The organism is Rhodococcus sovatensis (assembly GCF_037327425.1).
GTDB lineage: Bacteria > Actinomycetota > Actinomycetes > Mycobacteriales > Mycobacteriaceae > Rhodococcoides > Rhodococcoides sovatense.
In genome coordinates this window covers 4,737,649-4,757,380 of the sequence record NZ_CP147846.1, presented here as the reverse complement: position 1 = coordinate 4,757,380, position 19,732 = coordinate 4,737,649, and the positions used below count along the sequence as shown (strand labels likewise).

The window sequence follows — 19,732 nt, the reverse complement described above, 5'->3', positions numbered from 1 at the left end:
GACGAAGGCCTGTGAACAACTGCTCCACCGGAATATCCCGCATCCATTCACAGGGGCATGCCGTAGCTCGAGATTTCGCAATTTCACAACGCCGCAGGTCACCGACCATAAAACCGTCCTTAATCTCGGTTCTCGGTCGATCTGGGTCACACCGATGTCGTTCATCCACACCTGTGGATAATTGTGTGGAAACACGCACCAGGTGGCATATTCGTACGGGGCGCGCACGCACCACTTCGGTGCGACTCCCCGATACGCTCGTCGTCGGGGACGATAGTCGAACCGGGGGCGGTGTACGGGCGCTTCGACGACATCGGTTTCAAGCGCACTCTGCGCAGTTCGTAATTTTGTTCGGTTCGAATGGGAGGCACCGTGAACGAGGATCCGGGTGCGCTGGCGCGCGTCTGGCCAGAGGTTGTCACGGAGCTGACGTCCGACCGGCACAGCGGACAACCGCTGACCAAGGGACAGAAGGCGTGGCTCGCGCTCGTCGAACCCCTGACCTTGACCCAGGGGTTCGCGCTCCTGGCAGTTCCATCGTCGTTCGCCCAGGAAGCCATCGAACGAGACCTCCGAGAACCGATTCTCCACGCGTTGGGCAGACACCTCGGGCAGGGAGTCGAAGGGCTGGGTGTCCGCATCTCGGCGCCGGACGACGAGAAAACCGAGCCCGAACGCGGGTATCCCGAAACTCCGAGCTCACCGACCTACCGTCGACGCTTCCTCACCAGCACTGACGACGATCCTTCCGACTCCGAAACTGCGGACTACGAAGAGGTCGACGACGAGCGTGAGGCTCTGGCAAGTGTTCAGAATTCATGGCCGACGTACTTCACCAAGCCTCCCGAGTCGTCGAACACGACTCCGGGTGCCGGCAGCCTGAATTCCAAGTACACCTTCGATACCTTCGTCATCGGCGCGTCCAACCGTTTCGCGCATGCTGCAGCCGTCGCGATCGCGGAGGCACCGGCCCGTGCGTACAACCCTCTGTTCGTATGGGGTGCGTCCGGTCTGGGCAAGACTCATCTTCTGCACGCTGCCGGCCACTACGCGCAACGTCTATTTCCCGGTATGCGGGTCAAGTACGTCTCGACCGAAGAATTCACCAACGACTTCATCAACAGCCTTCGCGACGACCGGAAGGTTGCGTTCAAGCGTCGATATCGGGAGACAGACGTTCTCCTCGTCGACGACATCCAGTTCATCGAAGGCAAAGAGGGAATCCAGGAGGAGTTCTTCCACACCTTCAACACCCTGCACAACGCGAACAAGCAGATCGTCGTCTCGTCCGACCGTCCGCCGAAACAGCTGGCGACACTCGAGGAACGACTGCGTACGCGATTCGAGTGGGGTCTGATCACGGACGTTCAGCCGCCGGAGCTGGAAACGCGCATCGCGATTCTGAGCAAGAAGGCACGAATGGATCGACTGGACGTACCCCACGACGTCCTCGAGCTGATCGCCAGTCGTATCGAACGCAACATTCGCGAGCTCGAGGGTGCGCTCATTCGTGTCACCGCGTTCGCTTCCCTCAACGGACAGGCGCTCGATCTGACTCTGGCAGAGGTCGTCCTACGAGATCTGATGCCGGATTCGACGAGTCTCGAGATCAATGCAGCGACGATCATGGCCGTCACAGCCGAGTACTTCAATACCTCGATCGATGATCTCTGTGGGCCTGGAAAGGCCCGTGCCCTTGCCATGGCCAGGCAGATCGCAATGTATCTGTGCCGTGAACTGACCGATCTGTCACTTCCCAAGATCGGTCAGACGTTCGGTCGCGACCACACGACGGTGATGTATGCGGACAAGAAGATCCGCAAGGAGATGACCGAACGCAGGAAGGTCTACGACCAGGTGCAAGAGCTCACCGCACGGATCAAGCAGCGTTCCAAGAGGTAAGAGGGGGACTACCGCGAGTCACCAGTGACGGCACTCGGCTGGACATCGCACAACTCCCCGCAGACAGGGGCGGGCCCGAATTTCGGGTCCGCCCCTGTTGCATGTTTCGGTGATTCGAATCCGCCTCGAGGTCTGTCCTAGAGAATTTTCTTGTACTTCTGTCCATTGATTCACACCTGTGGATAACCATGTGGATAGAAGTGCGTATCTGGGGATGAACTGTGAAGCCCTGTGCACCGCTGAGATTTGTCCACACGCCGTCCCGACGCAACCGCTGATTGGTGCAGAGTTCATCCCCACGACACCACGCCTGCCGACCAGCGTGAAATGACACGTGTGCACAGATTCCACAGGACCTATTAATACGAAGAATTTCTCTTGAAAGGAATCTCTTTGAAAACAGGTGTTGGGGAGCGATCCGTTCACAGGCCGTTCGAGAGGCACCTCGCGCACCCTCGAGGACGACAGTTCGGCTTTCAAGTTGGTCGCGAAGGGCATACGGTGTGCATGACCATCGCCTGTGTCAGACTCTTCGATGCACCGGTATCGAGCGCATCAGGCACTCATCGAAGACGACTCTTCGAGATGGACCGCTGCCGAACGAGAGGAAAAACCGAGCGATGGAGCTTGGAAGTCTGAAGTTTCGCGTTGCTCGCGAAGATTTCTCCGATTCCGTTGCCTGGGTTGCTCGAAGCCTGCCGTCGAGGCCCCCTGTCCCGGTTCTCGGTGGTGTGCTGCTTGCCGCCGATGATCAAGGTCTGACCGTGTCGGGTTTCGACTACGAGGTCTCGGCTCAGGTTCGAGTGTCGGCCGAGGTCGCGACTGCAGGTCGAGTACTCGTATCCGGCAAACTTCTGGCCGACATCACCAAGTCGCTGCCGAACAAGCCTGTCGACGTCGGAGTCGAAGGTACTCGAGTGCTCATCACGTGTGGTAGCGCGAAATTCTCGCTCCCGACGATGCCCGTCGAGGACTACCCGCAGCTGCCGGAACTCCCCACCCAAACGGGGTCTATCGCAGTCGATGTGTTCTCGGAAGCCATCGCGCAGGTCGCCGTGGCCGCCGGCAAGGACGACACGTTGCCGATGCTGACCGGTATTCGAGTCGAAATCCACGGAACCACCGTCGTACTGGCCGCCACAGATCGATTCCGTCTAGCGGTCCGCGAGCTCGAGTGGATGCCCGTCGGAGGCGAGACCAAAACCGAGGTTCTGATTCCGGCCCGCACCCTGTCCGAGTCTGCAAAGACGTTGACCGGCAACGCAAATTCGCCGGTCGAGCTGGCACTGGGATCGGGGTCATCTGTTGGGGCAGACGGCCTCCTGGGAATCATCAGCGGTGGACGTCGCACCACAACGAGACTTCTCGACGCGGATTTTCCCAAGTTCCGTCAGCTGTTGCCCGCAGAGCACACCGCGGTTGCGGTAGTCGAGATCGCCCCGCTCGTCGAAGCGATCAAACGCGTCGCCCTCGTCGCCGAGCGTGGCGCACAGGTTCGCCTCGAGTTCTCCCCCGACGGAGTGTTGCTTTCGGCAGGCGGCGACGACGCAGGGCGCGCCGAGGAAGCACTCATGGCAGATTTCCAAGGTGAGGCGCTGACCATTGCATTCAACCCCGGTTACCTGATCGACGGGCTGTCCTCGTTGCACAGCGAAAAGGTCACATTCGGTTTCACGACACCCAGTAGGCCTGCGGTTCTTCGTCCGACCACGGATGATGAACTGGTACCTGACTCCTCGGGCAAGTTCGCGGCACCGCAGAGTGCTTACACGTACCTGCTGATGCCGGTTCGCCTTCCGGGCTGAAAAGGGTACGCCAGCGTGTGGACGGCCTCCGATATCGAGAAAGTCCACCACCACCCGCACACTAGAGAAGGACGCTCCGCATGCAGCTGGGACTGGTCGGACTCGGGAAAATGGGCTTCAACATGCGTGAGCGTCTGCGCGCTCAGGGACACGAGGTCATCGGATACGACCCACGGCCCGAAGTGACGGACACCCCGTCGCTCGAGGGCTTGGCCAGCTCGCTGACGGCTCCTCGCGTGGTATGGGTCATGGTTCCGTCGGGGAAGATCACTCGGGATACCATCACCGGACTCGCCGACTCCCTCGAGGAGGGTGACCTGGTCATCGACGGTGGCAACTCGAGGTTCACCGACGACGGACCGAACGCCGAGCTTCTCGCGAAGAAGGGCATCGGCTACATCGATGCAGGAGTGTCCGGCGGTGTCTGGGGCCTCGAGAACGGCTACGGCCTGATGGTCGGAGGTTCGGAGGACGACGTCGAGCGCGCGCTCCCCATCTTCGATGCTCTTCGTCCGGAGGGAGAGCGCGCCGACGGCTTCGTCCATGCGGGCCCGGTCGGTGCCGGCCACTATTCGAAGATGGTCCACAACGGCATCGAGTACGGCTTGATGCAGGCATACGCAGAGGGCTACGAGCTACTCGAGGCCGAAGAGTTGGTGCAGGATACCCACGGAGTACTCCGCGCATGGAGCAAGGGAACCGTCGTACGTTCGTGGCTGTTGGACCTTCTCGTTCAGGCTTTGGCGCAAGACCCCGAGTTTCGGGAGATATCCGGATACACCGAGGATTCGGGTGAGGGACGCTGGACCGTCGAGGAGGCGATTCGCCACGCGGTTCCCGCTCCTGTCATTTCGGCAGCCCTGTTCGCGCGGTTCGCGTCCAGACAGGCCGACTCACCGGCGATGAAGGCTGTGTCGGCTCTTCGGAATCAGTTCGGTGGGCATGCGGTCAAGCGCGCCACCACCGAAGAGACACTCCGCGCACCCGACCCAAAGAAATAAGTCTTGTTCGTTCGCTCCTTCACCCTGCGTGACTTTCGCTCGTGGGACGGCGTCACCATCGATCCGGGGCCGGGATCGATGGTGTTCGTCGGACCGAACGGACATGGCAAGACCAATCTGATCGAGTCTCTCGGTTATCTGTCGACGCTGTCCTCTCATCGAGTGTCTGCCGATGCACCGATGATCCGAGCGGGCGCCGAACGTGCATTCGCCAGCGCATCGGTGGTGAATCTCGGCCGTGAACTGACGATCGACATCGAATTGCTCGAGGGCAAAGCGAACAAGGCGAGAATGAACCGATCGCCGGTCCGACGGCCGCGGGAAATTCTCGGTGTCCTGCAGACTGTGCTCTTCGCGCCCGAGGATCTGTCGTTGGTACGCGGCGATCCCGGTGAGCGTCGACGGTACCTCGATGATCTGGCCACGACACGTCGACCTCGAATGGCCGCAATACGAGCAGATTACGACAAAGTGCTCAGGCAGCGTTCGGCACTGTTGAAGACTGCAGGTGGTGCGCTCAGGCGTGGTAGCAGGTCAAGTGACGGTGCCAGTGCTCTTGCGACGCTGGATGTTTGGGATGGACATCTCGCAGCACACGGTGCGCAAGTGCTTGCTGCGCGTATTGCGTTGGTACACGAACTCCTTCCGTTCGTGGCGGAGTCCTACTCCTCGATTGCACCCGAATCTCGTCCTGCAGCAGTCAGATACCGAAGCAGTCTCGGTGATGCGTTGCCTCCGGAGTTCGCCGATGCACACCGTACGCCCGAATCGGATGACGTCGAGGTCCTCGAGGCCGCGTTTCTTCATCAACTGATGCAGATGCGGCAGCGGGAAATCGAGCGTGGGGTGTGTCTGGTCGGACCGCATCGAGACGATCTCGAGTTGGCACTCGGTGACCAGCCCGCGAAAGGCTTTGCCAGCCATGGTGAATCGTGGTCCTTCGCCCTGTCACTTCGTTTGGCTTCGTTCGCGTTGTTGCGGTCCGAAGGATCCGACCCCGTCTTGATGCTCGACGATGTCTTTGCCGAGCTCGACCGCAAGAGACGTAGTGCTCTTGCGAAAGTTGCAGCCGATGCCGAACAAGTTTTGATTACCGCAGCGGTGGCCGAGGACGTTCCGGACGAACTCAATGCGAACAGACTCGAAGTCGAAGCAGTACAACATGAATCGGCCCGAATTTCGAAAATCGTAACTCGCGATGCGGAAGAGGGTGTGCAGCTGTGAACGACGATCGATCCGACGGCGACAACCCCAGTGCACCAACAGAACCCGAACTGAAAGGGGTTGATCTGGCGCGCCGTGCCCTCGAGGACGCGCGAGCGGCCGCGAAGGCCAGCGGTAAATCTGTCGGTCAGGGCAGATCCTCGCCGACGGGTGGAGTCAGAGCCCTTCGCGGTCGCCGAAAGCGAGGTTGGTCCGGACCGGGCCCCGATGATCGTGACCCGCAGACGCTGGGTTCCTTGACAGGATCCATCGCCAAATCACGCGGGTGGTCCGACAAGGTTTCCGAAGGAACAGTTCTCGGCCGTTGGGCCGCAGTGGTCGGGGATGACATCGCATCCCACGCGACACCGACAAAACTTGAAGACGGGGTCCTCAGTGTGAGTGCCGAATCGACCGCATGGGCGACTCAGCTGCGGCTTATGCAGGCTCAGATACTGGCGAAAATCGCTGCGGCCGTCGGTCACGGCGTCGTGAAGACATTGAAGATCCATGGCCCCACCACCAAGAGTTGGCGCAAGGGTGATAGACACGTCAAGGGCCGCGGACCGAGGGACACGTACGGGTAGTGAGAAGTCTCCGAAAAAACGGATCACATTAGTGGTCGAGAGTGATCTTGGTTGCTCTCCAGAGCCTCCATGCGTAGCGTCTCGGTGATCGATGGAACGGGCGACGAGGTCGGGATCGTCGCCGAAATGTCGTCCACTTTCGGAAAGGGATGTGTGTCTTCACCCGAATATTCGCAGGAACCGGGCGGGTCGGCTTCTGGTCGTGCGCCGGGCGATCGGGTTGTGTTGCAGGCCCGGAACGTCTCGTTCGATTGGGCGTCGTTGCCCCTGCATTACCTCGATCGTGATCCGTTGGCGACACATTTGATCAACGTGATGCATCTGCTCCTTCCTGAAGGCGAGGAGTGGTTCGTGCGCACGTTCAAAGAGGCGTTGCCGTTGATCCATGACGAACAACTTCGTGACGACGTGATCGGATTCATCGGGCAAGAAGCAGTCCATGCCGATGCACATACTCAGGTTCTCGACTCGTTGACCGGGCATGGTATCGACGTCGCTCCCTACGTTGAGCAGATGCAGTTCCTGTTCGGGCGGGCTCTGGGCAACCGTGAGGGTCACAGCCGTAACTCTCTGATCGAGCGGGTTGCGTTGATCGCCGCGGTGGAACATCTGACGGCGTTCCTCGGTGATTGGGTTCTCAACGCCCACGCACTCGACGAGGTCGAGTTCGATCCCACGATGCTCGATCTGCTGCGTTGGCACGGCGCTGAGGAAGTCGAACACCGATCCGTTGCGTTCGAGGTGATGCAGTACTTCGATGTCCGCCCGGCCCGGCGACTACGCACTTATCTCGCGATCGCCCCGACTCTGGTGTGGTTCTGGACCCGCGGGGTGCGGTTTCTGATGGAGCAGGACCCCACATTGGCGCATCTACCGCGTCGTAGACGCCGTCCGACTCTGCGCGCGTACCGCGATGTCGCACGTCGGGGACTGTTTCCGTCGCCGTCCATGATCATGTCCGCGTCACTGCGGTACTTCAAATCCGGTTACCACCCTGCGCAGGAAGGCAGCACCGAACAAGCCGTCCAATACTTGGCGTCGTCGCCGGCCGCGCGCGCTGCCGCCCGATGATGGGCCTGCGGCGTAGGTGGGCGCTTCTGACCGAGACCGTCGAGACCTTTAGGCAGGGTCGGACGATCCCACCCGATCTCTACGGTCGGGCGATACCCGATCAGACCGTCTCCTTGGTCACCGACGCATTGGACAAATGGTTCGCCCTCCTCGACCACAGCACTACCCACACCGACAGCAACAGCAGTGGGAATGCAGCGATGCCAGTTGCGCAGACCCTGGCCTTGACCGTGGCCCGGCGGGTCGTCCTTTGTGTCGACGAGCAGGTCGTGCAGTTGACGTTCACATCCCCGGACGGCACCGACCTACCGGCGTGGGTACCGGGAATGCACATCGATCTGCATCTCCCATCCGGGCGGCGACGACAGTACTCACTGTGCGGTGACCCGGCCGACCGCTCCAGCTACACCGTCGCCGTACGCCTGATCCCCGACGGCGGTGGTGGATCGCAGGAGATGCATCGACTCGACATCGGCACCGAAATTCTCGTACGTGGACCCCGCAACGGATTCCCGTTCGTCGCCCGCGGACAGGCACTGTTCATCGCCGGCGGTATCGGTATCACCGCAATCCTGCCGATGGTGCGCGCCGCCCAGGCCGCTGGAATGGACTGGCAACTGCTCTACTGCGGGCGCAACCGCGAATCGATGCCGTTCCTCGACGAGATCGAAGCCTGGAACAGCCCCCACGTCCGAATCCGAACCGACGACGTCGACGGACACCCCACCCCCGCAGACCTCCTCGCCCAGGTCACCGGCGGCGCGGTGTACTGCTGCGGACCACCACCGATGATCTCCGCAGTACGCACCACCGTCGACGCCACCGACGCCACCCACCTGTACTTCGAACGGTTCTCCCCACCCCCCGTCACCGGCGGCGTCGAATTCGAAATCCAACTCATCGACACCGGCGACATCATCACCGTCGCCCCCGACCAAACCGCCCTGCACGCCATCCGCAAAATCCGACCCGACATCGCCTACTCCTGCCAACAAGGATTCTGCGGAACCTGCCGCACCCGCGTCCTCGCCGGCACCCCCGAACACCGCGACACCCGACTGACACCCGAAGAACAACACACCGACATGCTCATCTGCGTCTCCCGCGCCACCGGCGGCCGAATCGTACTGGACCTCTAGCAACCGAGGACGGATCTGCCGTCCATCTTTGCCACCGGAATGCGAGAAAATGCGTCTGTGAGGCATTCAGAGGGTGTTTCGGGGTGTCATCGTCCCCATGCCGTCGGCAGGTACCCGTAGTATGGACCGGTAACACACATAGCCCTTCGGATCCGCTCTGCCGAAACGGTCGCCCCTGGTGGGCCGATCGCCTCGGCGGGGCGAAATCGTGCGGTGGCACCACCAGGTGCGCACGCGGCAGCACCGACTTCGGTGCGAGGGGGTCGAAGACGCTGAAGGAGAACAACCGAACCGTGGCTGCCGAGAAGTCAGGTAAGACCGAGAACAAGGATTACGGCGCTTCGTCGATCACCGTGCTCGAAGGACTCGAAGCAGTCCGCAAGAGGCCCGGTATGTACATCGGATCCACCGGTGAGCGAGGCCTGCACCACCTGATCTGGGAGGTCGTGGACAACTCCGTCGATGAGGCGATGGCGGGTTATGCGTCCACCGTCAACGTCACCATCCACGAAGACGGCAGCGTCGAGGTCGAGGACGACGGTCGAGGCATTCCCGTCGACATCCACTCCTCCGGTGTCCCTACCGTCGAGGTCGTCATGACCCAGCTGCACGCCGGCGGCAAGTTCGACTCCGACTCGTACGCTGTCTCCGGTGGTCTGCACGGAGTCGGTATCTCCGTGGTCAACGCGCTCTCGACCAAGGTCGAACTGCAGATCGCTCGCGACGGCCACCGCTACACACAGACATACGACTACGCCAAGCCTGGCCCACTCGAAACCGTCGGCGACACCAAAGACACGGGCACGAAGACGCGGTTCTGGCCCGACGGCAAGATCTTCGAGACTCTCGACTTCAGCTTCGAGACGGTGCACCGTCGCCTACAGGAGATGGCGTTCCTGAACAAGGGACTCACCATCAACTTCGCCGATGAGCGGGTCGCTGCGACCGACGCCACCGAGGACGAGCTCGGCGAAACCGCGTTGGCACCGAAAACCGCGGAAGAAGAAGAGGCCGAGGCAGCCAACGCGAAGCCGGCGAAAGCCCGCAAGCGCACCTATCACTACCCGGATGGATTGGTCGACTTCGTCAAGCACATCAACGCGAAGAAGACACCCATCCACAGCTCGGTCGTCGGTTTCACCGGCAAGGGCGAGGGCCACGAGGTCGAAATCGCGATGCAGTGGAACGCCGGCTACTCCGAATCGGTTCACACCTTCGCCAACACGATCAACACGCACGAGGGTGGCACCCACGAAGAAGGTTTCCGCACCGCGTTGACCTCCACGGTGAACAAGTACGCGCTGGAGAAGAAGCTCGTCAAAGAGAAAGATGTCAAGCTCACCGGCGACGACATCCGTGAAGGACTCGCCGCCGTCGTGTCGGTTCGTGTCGGAGAACCTCAGTTCGAGGGTCAGACCAAGACCAAACTGGGCAATACCGAGGTTCGCTCGTTCGTGCAGAAGGCATGCAACGAGCACCTTGCACATTGGTTCGAGTCCAACCCGGCCGATGCCAAGACGATCATCAACAAGGCCGTGTCCTCGGCACAGGCCCGAATGGCTGCCCGCAAAGCACGAGAGTTGGTGCGCCGCAAGAGCGCAACCGATATCGGTGGGCTACCCGGCAAGCTGGCGGACTGCCGCTCCAACGATCCGGCGAAGTCCGAGATCTACATCGTGGAGGGCGACTCTGCAGGTGGTTCGGCAAAGTCCGGTCGTGACTCGATGTTCCAGGCAATCCTTCCGCTGCGCGGAAAGATCATCAACGTCGAGAAGGCTCGCATCGACCGCGTCCTCAAGAACAACGAGGTCCAGTCGATCATCACTGCGTTCGGTACCGGCATCCACGACGAGTTCGATCTCAGCAAACTTCGCTATCACAAGATCGTGCTGATGGCCGACGCCGACGTCGACGGTCAGCACATCTCCACCCTACTGATGACGCTGCTGTTCCGTTTCATGCGTCCGCTGATCGAGAACGGTCACGTCTACCTTGCGATGCCTCCGCTGTACAAACTGAAGTGGAGTCGCGGCGAACCGGACTTCGCGTACTCGGACCGCGAGCGCGACGGTCTACTCGAAGCGGGTATTGCCAACAAGCGCAAGATCAACGTCGAAGACGGTGTCCAGCGTTACAAAGGCCTCGGCGAGATGAACGCCAAGGAACTTTGGGAAACCACCATGGATCCGTCCGTTCGAGTGCTTCGACTGGTCACCCTCGACGATGCCGCCGCAGCCGACGAGCTGTTCAGCGTTCTCATGGGCGAAGACGTCAGTGCCCGACGCAGTTTCATCGCGCGCAACGCCAAGGATGTTCGATTCCTCGACGTGTGATGCCTGAATCCGCTTTCGCCACGAAGACTTCCGCTTAAAAGGAGAATTGATGTCGGACATTACCGAGCCTCCTGTCGGGCCTCCCGGACAGACCACGAACGCCGAGGGCGGCGACCGGATCGATCCGGTCGACATCCAGCAGGAAATGCAACGCAGCTACATCGACTACGCCATGAGCGTCATCGTCGGTCGTGCACTGCCCGAGGTACGTGACGGTCTCAAGCCCGTGCACCGCCGTGTGCTGTACGCGATGTACGACTCGGGCTTCCGTCCCGACCGTAGCTACGTCAAATCCGCACGCCCCGTTGCCGAAACGATGGGTAACTACCACCCACACGGCGACACCTCGATCTACGACGCGTTGGTTCGCCTCGCACAGCCGTGGTCGATGCGCTACCCGCTCGTCGACGGTCAGGGCAACTTCGGATCCCGCGGAAACGACGGCGCGGCCGCCATGCGTTACACCGAGGCCCGGCTGACACCGCTCGCGATGGAGATGCTGCGCGACATCGACGAGGAAACCGTCGACTTCATCCCCAACTACGACGGCAAAACCCAAGAGCCGACGGTACTTCCGTCGCGGGTACCGAACCTGTTGATGAACGGTTCCAACGGTATTGCCGTCGGTATGGCCACCAACATCCCGCCGCACAACCTGCGCGAGCTCGGTGATGCAGTCTTCTGGGCGCTCGACAACTTCGAAGCGGACGAGGAGACGACCCTCGCCGCATGCATGGAACGCGTCAAGGGTCCGGACTTCCCGACGCACGGCCTCATCGTCGGCAGCCAGGGAATCTCCGACGCCTACTCCACCGGGCGTGGCTCGATTCGTATGCGCGGCGTCGTGGAGATCGAAGAGGACTCCAACGGTCGTTCGACCATCGTGATCACCGAGTTGCCGTACCAGGTCAACCCGGACAACATGATCACCTCGATCGCCGAGCAGGTTCGCGACGGCAAGCTGTCCGGCATCTCCAAGATCGACGACGAATCTTCAGACCGCGTCGGTATGCGCATCGTGGTCACCATCAAGCGCGATGCTGTCGCGAAGGTGGTGCTGAACAACCTCTACAAGCACTCGCAGCTGCAGACGAGCTTCGGCGCGAACATGCTCTCGATCGTCGACGGCGTCCCTCGCACGTTGCGACTCGACCAGATGATCCGCTACTACGTGGCCCATCAGCTCGACGTCATCATCCGTCGTACCCGCTACCGTCTGCGCAAGGCCGAAGAACGGGCTCACATCCTGCGCGGTCTGGTCAAGGCACTCGATGCTCTCGACGAAGTCATCGCGCTCATCCGTCGCTCTCCCGATGTCGATGCCGCGCGCACCGGCTTGATCGATCTGCTCGACGTCGACACGATCCAGGCCGACGCGATCCTGGCCATGCAGCTGCGTCGCCTCGCTGCCCTCGAGCGACAGAAGATCATCGACGAACTGGCCGAGATCGAACTCGAGATCGCCGAACTGCAGGACATCCTGGCTCGTCCAGAGCGACAGCGTCAGATCGTGCGCGACGAACTGGCCGAAATCGTCGAGAAGTTCGGCGATGACCGTCGTACTCGCATCATCGCCAGCGACGGAGACGTCAACGACGAGGATCTGATCGCACGCGAGAACGTCGTGGTCACGATCACCGAGACCGGTTATGCCAAGCGCACCAGGACCGACCTCTACCGTTCGCAGAAGCGCGGCGGCAAGGGCGTCCAGGGTGCAGGGCTCAAGCAGGACGACATCGTCAGCAAGTTCTTCGTCTGCTCCACCCACGACTGGATCCTGTTCTTCACCACGAAGGGCCGTGTCTACCGGGCGAAGGCGTACGAGCTACCCGAGGCCAACCGAACTGCCCGAGGGCAGCACGTGGCGAACCTGCTCGCGTTCCAGCCCGACGAACGAATTGCCCAGGTCATCCAAATCCAGACCTACGAGGATGCGCCGTATCTGGTGTTGGCCACCAAGGGTGGGTTGGTCAAGAAGTCCAAGCTCACCGACTTCGACTCGAACCGCAGTGGCGGAATCGTCGCCGTGAATCTTCGCGGTGAAGATGAGCTCGTCGGTGCGGTGTTGGCGTCCTCGGACGATGATCTGCTGTTGGTCTCCGCACAGGGTCAGTCGATTCGCTTCTCGGCAACCGACGAGGTGTTGCGTCCGATGGGCCGTGCCACGTCCGGAGTGCAGGGCATGCGGTTCAACGGCGAGGACCAGCTGTTGTCGCTGAACGTCGTACGCGAGGACAAGTATCTGCTGGTTGCGACATCGGGTGGCTACTCGAAGCGCACTGCGATGGAGGATTACCCGCAACAGGGCCGTGGCGGAAAGGGCGTGCTGACAATCCAGTACGACCCGAAGCGTGGCACCCTGGTGGGTGCTCTCATCGTCGACGACGATGACGAGCTGTACGCAATCACTTCTGGTGGAGGCGTGATCCGTACCGCAGCTAAGCAGGTTCGGAAGGCTGGTCGACAGACGAAGGGTGTTCGGTTGATGAATCTCGGAGAAGGCGACACACTGCTCGCTATCGCCCGTAACGCCGACGAACACGAACCGGAGCCGGGCGCAGTCTCTCCCGAAGACGAAGCACCTAAGGAGTCGTAGTGAGCACTCCCAACCGGCCTGGTAGCAGGCCAGTCCCGCCTAGCGAGCCTGCTGAGCAGCCGCGGACATCAGCGCGTCCGCAGCCAGCGGTCCGCCCGGGACCGCAGCCACCGCAGAACGGCGGAAATCGTCCGCCGGTGCGGCCTCCGAACGAGCCGAGTCAGACTTCCGGTCGGCCGGCTGGGCAGGCCCCGCAGAAGGGCGCTCCTCAGCGCCCGGGAACTGCAAACGGGCCTGCTGCGGGCCGTGTGGCGCCTGCCGAGCGCTCCGGGAATTCGGTCCCACCGCAGGCGAGTGCGCCGACGCGGCCGGCCGGTTCGGGTGGGAAGCCCGCCGCCGACCAGAAGCCCGCTGCTCCTCCGGCGACTGCTCCTCCGGCGACGCGTCCTGCCGCCGCGCAGCCACGAGAGCAGGAGAGGACCGGTCCACCGGCGAACGGCCAGCCGCAGCCGCCGGTGCCGCCTCGTCCGTCTGCACCAGCTCGTCCAAGCGCAGCACAGCAGCCTCCTACCGAAGCTGCTCCCCGCGTCGAGGCCGAGCGTCCTGGACCGCCTCGTCCGGATGGACCTCGTGTCGAGGAACGGCCGTTCGATCCACTTCATCCGGGGGACGTGGGGCAGCCTGCAACTGCTGCGTTCGAGAACCCGCAGTCCGGGCAGGTTAGAAGTGCACCCGCGCAGAGCAACGGCGCGCCACAGGGAGCTCCTCCCTGGCAGCGCGGTTCCAGTCAAGGTGCGCCCCAGCAGGGCGGACCCCAGCAGGGACCACAACGGTCTCCTCAGAATCAACCGCAGACGAACCTGTCGGCCCGGGGAGGCACCCTGCCTCACGGTGATCCGGCGCAGGGAGCCCTAGCGGGGAACACCGGCCCGGAGAAACCAGCAGACAAGACCCAGCGTCGTGAAGCTGCCAAGAGCAAGGCCGCGGGGATCGACGGCCCGACGCGCCACATCGAGCGCAAGGATCTGGCGAAGGACATGCCGGACTTGTCGGAGGTTCGGCACTCGGAGCCGGGGCCCGATGCCCGACCCGTCGCGCAGCCGGTTGCCATAGCCGCTCGTGAAGACGGGGAGCCTCTGCGCGCGACCATCCAGCTTCGGAAGATCGACCCGTGGTCGACGCTCAAGATTTCGCTGGTCATTGCCGTGTCGTTGTTCTTCGTGTGGATGGTCGCGGTCGGCCTGCTGTACGCGGTGCTCGACGGCATGGGGGTGTGGGATCGCCTCAACAGCGCATTCACCGAGATCGTCAATGAATCCGGCGACGGTGGGTTGGTCAGTGCGGGACAGGTCTTCGGCTATGCCGCCGTGATCGGCATCATCAATATGGTGTTGTTCACTGCATTGACGACCATCGGATCGTTCATCTACAACCTGTCCTCGGATCTGGTCGGCGGCGTCGAAGTGACGTTGGCGGACCGCGACTGAGAGCTCGTATGCGGAAGCCGTATCGAGCCGTTTTGGAGTACAGCGGTTCGATACGGTAACCTCACTCCTCGGTTCGAGAAGAGAAATCTTCTTCTTCAGCCGAGGTACGAGGGCCTATAGCTCAGGCGGTTAGAGCGCTTCCCTGATAAGGAAGAGGTCGGAGGTTCAAGTCCTCCTAGGCCCACACCGGACACGACGGCGAGGTGATACAGAAGTGAGAATTCTCGTTCTCGTCGGCGTGGTGGTGACAGTGGTAGTAGCAGTGTCGAAGGTGCGCTCGGTTCGCAGCGGAGACGGTGTCTGGCACGAGGTTTCCACCGCCTGAAAGGGTTCGCAAGCGTGTAAGGTATTGTTCGCTTGCGCAGTTCGAGAATTACAGATACACCCGGGGCCTTAGCTCAGTTGGTAGAGCGCTGCCTTTGCAAGGCAGATGTCAGGAGTTCGAATCTCCTAGGCTCCACAGAAATGAAAGAGGACGTCCAACTTCGGTTGGGCGTCCTTTTTCGTGTCTGCCTCGTCATGCCAGCCGGTGCATCGATTGTGATCCCGGCCAAGGAGGCAGCCGCGCTGTGCTGACATGTCCAGACATGACAAACATCGGTGACTCTCACCACACTGGTGCCCTAGCGTTCAGCTGATAGTCGAACGCGTCACGTCGGCGCCTACCGTCATCCGACCGCGTCTGAAACTTTGTGAACCGTGTGAAGGAAAAAGATGCGCAACCTCGATCACACCGAATTGTTGACCGAACTCGAAGAGACACTGGAACAGAACCTGAACCGCCATCTTTCGATGGCGAAGGAATGGCACCCACACGACTACATTCCGTGGGACGAGGGTCGCAACTTCGCTGCGATGGGCGGCGACGACTGGGATGAATCGCAATCGAGACTCTCGGACCTGGCTCGCACCGCGATGATCACCAACCTGCTCACCGAAGACAATCTGCCGTCGTATCACCGGGGTCTGGCCGACAACTTTTCGCTCGACGGCGCCTGGGGTACCTGGGTCGGTCGCTGGACGGCCGAAGAGAACCGCCACGGAATAGTGATGCGTGACTACCTCGTCGTAACCCGTGCGGTCGATCCCGTCGAACTGGAACGCGCTCGCATGCAGCACATGACCACCGGAGTCGATGCCCCGATGGATGGCGCGAACTTCCTGCATTCGGTGGCGTACGTGACCTTGCAGGAACTGGCCACGAGAGTGTCGCACCGAAACACGGGACTGGCGTGCGGGGACGAGGTTGCCGATAAAATGCTCGCTCGAATAGCAGCCGACGAGAACCTGCACATGATTTTCTACCGCAACCTCGGGGCGGCCGCCCTCGACCTGACCCCCGACCAGACGGTGCGGGCCATCGCCGACGTCGCAACCGACTTCGCGATGCCGGGGCTGAACATGCCCAACTTCCGCAAGAACGCGATGGCATTGGCCAAGTACGGCATCTACGACCTCCGTCAGCACCTGGACGAGGTTCTGATGCCGGTGCTGCGCAAATGGCAGATCTTCGAACGCAACGACTTCTCCGGCGAAGGCGAAAAGGACAGAGATCGCCTTGCGCTCTTCATCGACGAGCTCTCCGCCAAAGCCACCAAGTTCGAAGAATCCCGGGACCGACTTCTGGCCCGGGAGGCGGCCCGCGCCGAACTCGTCTCCTGACCCTCGCTCCGCTCCAGCGCGGGGGTCGCTCCGCTCCTGCACGGTTGAGTACGCCCTGGTGCACTTAACCGCGCCACTACGGCGGAGCCGTAGCGAGAGAGCGCTCCCGTCTCCAGCTCCAACCCCGGTGGAAAGTGTTAAAGTCCCGCACGAGCGACGTCGCCGTCGACACTGAGCGCGATGTCCTGGGGAGGTGGATAGTGCCGATGCGACCTCATCGGGCAGCGACTCCCACCTACGTCCCAAGTTCGAAGAATCCCGGGATCGACTGGTTCGAGGTGCGGACCCCATGATCGACCGAATGATGTCCGTGACATCGAAACTCGACGAGTCGGGGCTGACCCTCCTGGTGTACATCGTCGGCACCACACTTCTCTTCGGTGCCAGTGGAAGTGCGTCGTGGGGCAGTTCCGACTCGCTGGAACGCGGCGCGCTCTTCCTCGCTCTCGCGCTGGGAATCGCCGCGACCGTCATGCTGATGCGCACCAGGGGACCGAGCCCCAAACGCACCATCGGTCTGGTGACCTTCATGGGCATCCTTGCTGTGGCTCTGTCGTTCGGGGCGAGCCACACTCTTGCGGCGTTCCTCGTCTGCGTCCAAGCCACCATGTTTCTCGGCATGCACATCGGCGCGTTCTGGTCCGAACGCAACGCCGGGATCTGGGTTGCCGTACTCGCCGTCTCTGCAGTTCTCGGCGCTGCGATCGGACCCTACGAATCCTCGATCATCGCCTACGTCCTGATCGCGCTAGGCGTGGTCGGTGCCACCGAGGTGTTCGGCGCATTCGCTCGCCGTATGCGCTACAGCGCCACTCATGACGCCCTGACCGGACTCCTGAACAGATTCGGATTCGAGTCCAAGGTGGAGAAGATGCTGCCGGCATGTGCCGCACGTGGACTCTCGGTCAGCATGGCTGTACTCGATATGGACAACTTCAAGCAGATCAACGACGAATACGGTCATATCGCCGGTGACGTTCTACTGGCGCGCGTTTCGAAAGCATGGAAAGCAGAATTGAGCCGCCGCGACGTGCTCGGCAGGCTCGGTGGTGACGAGTTCGTGCTCTTCATGCCCGGCGTCCTCGAGGCGGAAGCGTGGCAGATCATCGATCGTCTGCGTCGGGCGCATCGTGCCGAGTGGAGTGTCGGCCTCGTATGTATGCCCTCGGCCAGGCGTTGGGCCGAGATCTATCGGGCAGCCGACGCTGACCTGTACCGGGCGAAGCGCAGCCGCCCGTCGAAAGTGACTCCTGTGCAGGAACCAGGTCCGGACGAAACGGAGTGGAGAATAGCGCGCTGACGCAATCTCCACACAATCCATCCACAGCCTGGGGATAGATTCTCCGGTTCCTCACTTTTTCGAGGTTGACTACCCACACGTGAATTGGATCGGTGATGGGGTAGGACATGGTGTCGTGGAGTGAGATTCAACAGTGGAACCCGTCGGAGGTCTCGCAGCTGGGGCATCGAGTGAGTGATACCGCGCGCGATCTCCGGCTCGGCGGCGATGCGCTGCAATCGATCACGCGTGAGCTCGTATGGCGCGGTGAGGCGTCCGACGCTGCCCGGAATGCGATAGCTCGTGCGTGGGAGCAGTATCGCGACTCGGCGCGCACACTCGTACGCGTCGGACGATGCCTCGCCGATGTCGCCGACGACATGTACCGCGTCCGATCAGCAGTACTCGACTGCGAATCGACTAGCGTCGAGCATGAGCTGGAGATCGACGTCGACGGCGCCGTCAGTGACGGAATTATGCTGTATGCCACCAGCTCCGAGGATGCGTGGGAGACAGCGCGCAGCCGCGCACGCCTGTGCCGCGATCTCGCCGAGCGGGTGACCGAGGTAATCCGGCGCGCCACGGAGATAGATCGGAATACGACCGCGGATCTGGCGCGGATCGGTGACGGGGTTCCCATCGAACCTGCGACGCTCACGGTGCATGACCGCACGGTGCAGGACCACACGGCACCGGCGAATGCGGCGTTCTGGGAGTTGCTTCCGCAGTCCGACCGAACCTCGCTCCTGGTGAACGATCCCGGAACCATCGGCAACCTCGACGGTATACCTGCCGACGTGCGTGATGCGGCGAACAGGAGGGTTCTCGTACGCGAGCGTGCCCGACTGCACGACGTAGCGGACGAACTGAGTCGTCGGCTCGATTCCACCCTCTTCGGTGGTCTCTTGAACAATGCCGACGCCGGATTGGCACAGACGAAGAAGCGCCTCGAGGCTCTCGACGCCATCTCGACTGTTCTCGACCAGGGAAATCGCCAGCTCTTGGTGTTGGACAACTCGAGCGCCGAGGACACGTTGGCGGCCATAGCCGTCGGCAACGTCCACACTGCAACACACGTCGCAGTCTTCGTCCCTGGTCTGGACTCCGATGTCAGCGGCGATATGCAGCGGTACGACGGCGACATGGAATCACTCGAACAGAATGTGCGCGAGCTGGTTTCACCCGGTGAGAGTGTCGCGTGCGTGACGTGGATGGACTATCAGGCCCCGCAGCTTGGGTGGAGTCTGCTCGATCCGAAGACGACAGTGCTCTCGTCCGCGGCAGCTGCGGTCGGCTCGGCCCGCCTGTCGTCGTTTCTCGACGGTCTCGATGCCTCGCGCGCGGAGGACCCGCATCTGACTCTGCTCGGCCATTCGTACGGTTCTCTGACCGCCGCTCTCGCGCTGCGAGGAATCGACGACACGGGCGTCGACGAGATGATTGCGGTGGGTTCCCCTGGACTGGGATTCGACGACGTCTCCAGGCTGTCAATTCCACCCGGTCATCTGTTCGTCGCCGAAACACGTGACGACCTGGTGGCGGACACCGGACTGTTCGGCGGGGATCCGAGCGAACTGGACGGCGTACGCCCGGTAGCCACACGTTCGCCGGACGGCACGCTGACGAACAGTCACGGTCACAGCGAGTACCTGTCTGATGGCACCGTGACTCAGCGCACCATCGCCCTCGTCGTGTCCGGCCGGACCGACGAGGTTTCCTAGCTGTTG

General features: G+C 61.8%; 13 protein-coding genes and 2 tRNA genes. All 15 read left to right on the top strand.

The features are described from left to right. The first annotated feature begins 372 nt into the window (after positions 1 to 372). The 15 genes from dnaA to WDS16_RS22100 all read left to right on the top strand — a co-directional run bounded on the left by dnaA (position 373) and on the right by WDS16_RS22100 (position 19,726). Positions 373 to 1,902, top strand: a complete 1,530-nt coding sequence (dnaA, locus tag WDS16_RS22170; protein ID WP_338887744.1) for a chromosomal replication initiator protein DnaA — start codon at positions 373 to 375, stop codon at positions 1,900 to 1,902. Positions 1,903 to 2,522: 620 nt separating this feature from the next. Beyond that, positions 2,523 to 3,707, top strand: a complete 1,185-nt coding sequence (gene dnaN / locus WDS16_RS22165) for a DNA polymerase III subunit beta (protein ID WP_338887742.1) — start codon at positions 2,523 to 2,525, stop codon at positions 3,705 to 3,707. An 80-nt stretch (positions 3,708 to 3,787) separates the two neighbouring features. Further along, positions 3,788 to 4,708 carry a phosphogluconate dehydrogenase (NAD(+)-dependent, decarboxylating) gene (gene gnd / locus WDS16_RS22160; RefSeq protein WP_338887740.1) on the top strand — a complete coding sequence of 307 codons (921 nt, stop codon included), beginning with the start codon at positions 3,788 to 3,790 and terminating at the stop codon, positions 4,706 to 4,708. Positions 4,709 to 4,711: 3 nt separating this feature from the next. Next, a complete protein-coding gene (gene recF / locus WDS16_RS22155) occupies positions 4,712 to 5,932 on the top strand; it encodes a DNA replication/repair protein RecF (RefSeq protein WP_338887739.1) in 1,221 nt (406 codons plus the stop codon). Then, positions 5,929 to 6,498: a DUF721 family protein gene (locus WDS16_RS22150; protein WP_338887737.1), complete on the top strand. Its 570-nt coding sequence runs from the start codon at positions 5,929 to 5,931 to the stop codon at positions 6,496 to 6,498. The genes recF and WDS16_RS22150 overlap by 4 nt, the downstream gene beginning before the upstream one ends. Positions 6,499 to 6,582: 84 nt before the next feature. Next, positions 6,583 to 7,569 carry a metal-dependent hydrolase gene (locus WDS16_RS22145; protein ID WP_338887735.1) on the top strand — a complete coding sequence of 329 codons (987 nt, stop codon included), beginning with the start codon at positions 6,583 to 6,585 and terminating at the stop codon, positions 7,567 to 7,569. Beyond that, a complete protein-coding gene (locus tag WDS16_RS22140; RefSeq protein WP_422395853.1) occupies positions 7,569 to 8,708 on the top strand; it encodes a PDR/VanB family oxidoreductase in 1,140 nt (379 codons plus the stop codon). The genes WDS16_RS22145 and WDS16_RS22140 overlap by 1 nt, the downstream gene beginning before the upstream one ends. Before the next feature lie 293 nt (positions 8,709 to 9,001). After that, a complete protein-coding gene (gene gyrB / locus WDS16_RS22135) occupies positions 9,002 to 11,041 on the top strand; it encodes a DNA topoisomerase (ATP-hydrolyzing) subunit B (protein WP_338887731.1) in 2,040 nt (679 codons plus the stop codon). Between the two features lie 49 nt (positions 11,042 to 11,090). After that, positions 11,091 to 13,637: a DNA gyrase subunit A gene (gene gyrA, locus WDS16_RS22130; RefSeq protein WP_338887729.1), complete on the top strand. Its 2,547-nt coding sequence runs from the start codon at positions 11,091 to 11,093 to the stop codon at positions 13,635 to 13,637. Positions 13,638 to 13,774: 137 nt separating this feature from the next. Further along, positions 13,775 to 15,064: a DUF3566 domain-containing protein gene (locus WDS16_RS22125; protein ID WP_338887727.1), complete on the top strand. Its 1,290-nt coding sequence runs from the start codon at positions 13,775 to 13,777 to the stop codon at positions 15,062 to 15,064. 110 nt (positions 15,065 to 15,174) lie between these two features. Continuing rightward, positions 15,175 to 15,248 (top strand) — tRNA-Ile (locus tag WDS16_RS22120). Positions 15,249 to 15,451: 203 nt separating this feature from the next. After that, positions 15,452 to 15,524: transfer RNA gene (locus WDS16_RS22115), tRNA-Ala, on the top strand. A 254-nt stretch (positions 15,525 to 15,778) separates the two neighbouring features. Continuing rightward, a complete protein-coding gene (locus WDS16_RS22110; protein ID WP_338887725.1) occupies positions 15,779 to 16,726 on the top strand; it encodes an acyl-ACP desaturase in 948 nt (315 codons plus the stop codon). A gap of 301 nt (positions 16,727 to 17,027) precedes the next feature. Beyond that, the gene (locus WDS16_RS22105; protein ID WP_338887723.1) at positions 17,028 to 18,026 is read left to right on the top strand and encodes a GGDEF domain-containing protein; all 999 of its coding nucleotides are present in this window, start codon (positions 17,028 to 17,030) and stop codon (positions 18,024 to 18,026) included. Positions 18,027 to 18,133: 107 nt separating this feature from the next. Further along, complete coding sequence (locus WDS16_RS22100) at positions 18,134 to 19,726, top strand: alpha/beta hydrolase (protein ID WP_338887720.1); 1,593 nt, start codon at positions 18,134 to 18,136, stop codon at positions 19,724 to 19,726. Positions 19,727 to 19,732: the final 6 nt, after the last annotated feature.

Bases quoted from the DNA above. Each gene is read 5' to 3' on its own strand.
- dnaN (WP_338887742.1), top strand. From the start codon at position 2,523: ATGGAGCTTGGAAGTCTGAAGTTTCGCGTTGCTCGCGAAGATTTCTCC.
- gnd (WP_338887740.1), top strand. From the start codon at position 3,788: ATGCAGCTGGGACTGGTCGGACTCGGGAAAATGGGCTTCAACATGCGT.
- WDS16_RS22140 (WP_422395853.1), top strand. From the start codon at position 7,569: ATGGGCCTGCGGCGTAGGTGGGCGCTTCTGACCGAGACCGTCGAGACC.
- gyrA (WP_338887729.1), top strand. From the start codon at position 11,091: ATGTCGGACATTACCGAGCCTCCTGTCGGGCCTCCCGGACAGACCACG.
- WDS16_RS22110 (WP_338887725.1), top strand. From the start codon at position 15,779: ATGCGCAACCTCGATCACACCGAATTGTTGACCGAACTCGAAGAGACA.
- WDS16_RS22105 (WP_338887723.1), top strand. From the start codon at position 17,028: ATGATGTCCGTGACATCGAAACTCGACGAGTCGGGGCTGACCCTCCTG.
- WDS16_RS22100 (WP_338887720.1), top strand. From the start codon at position 18,134: ATGGTGTCGTGGAGTGAGATTCAACAGTGGAACCCGTCGGAGGTCTCG.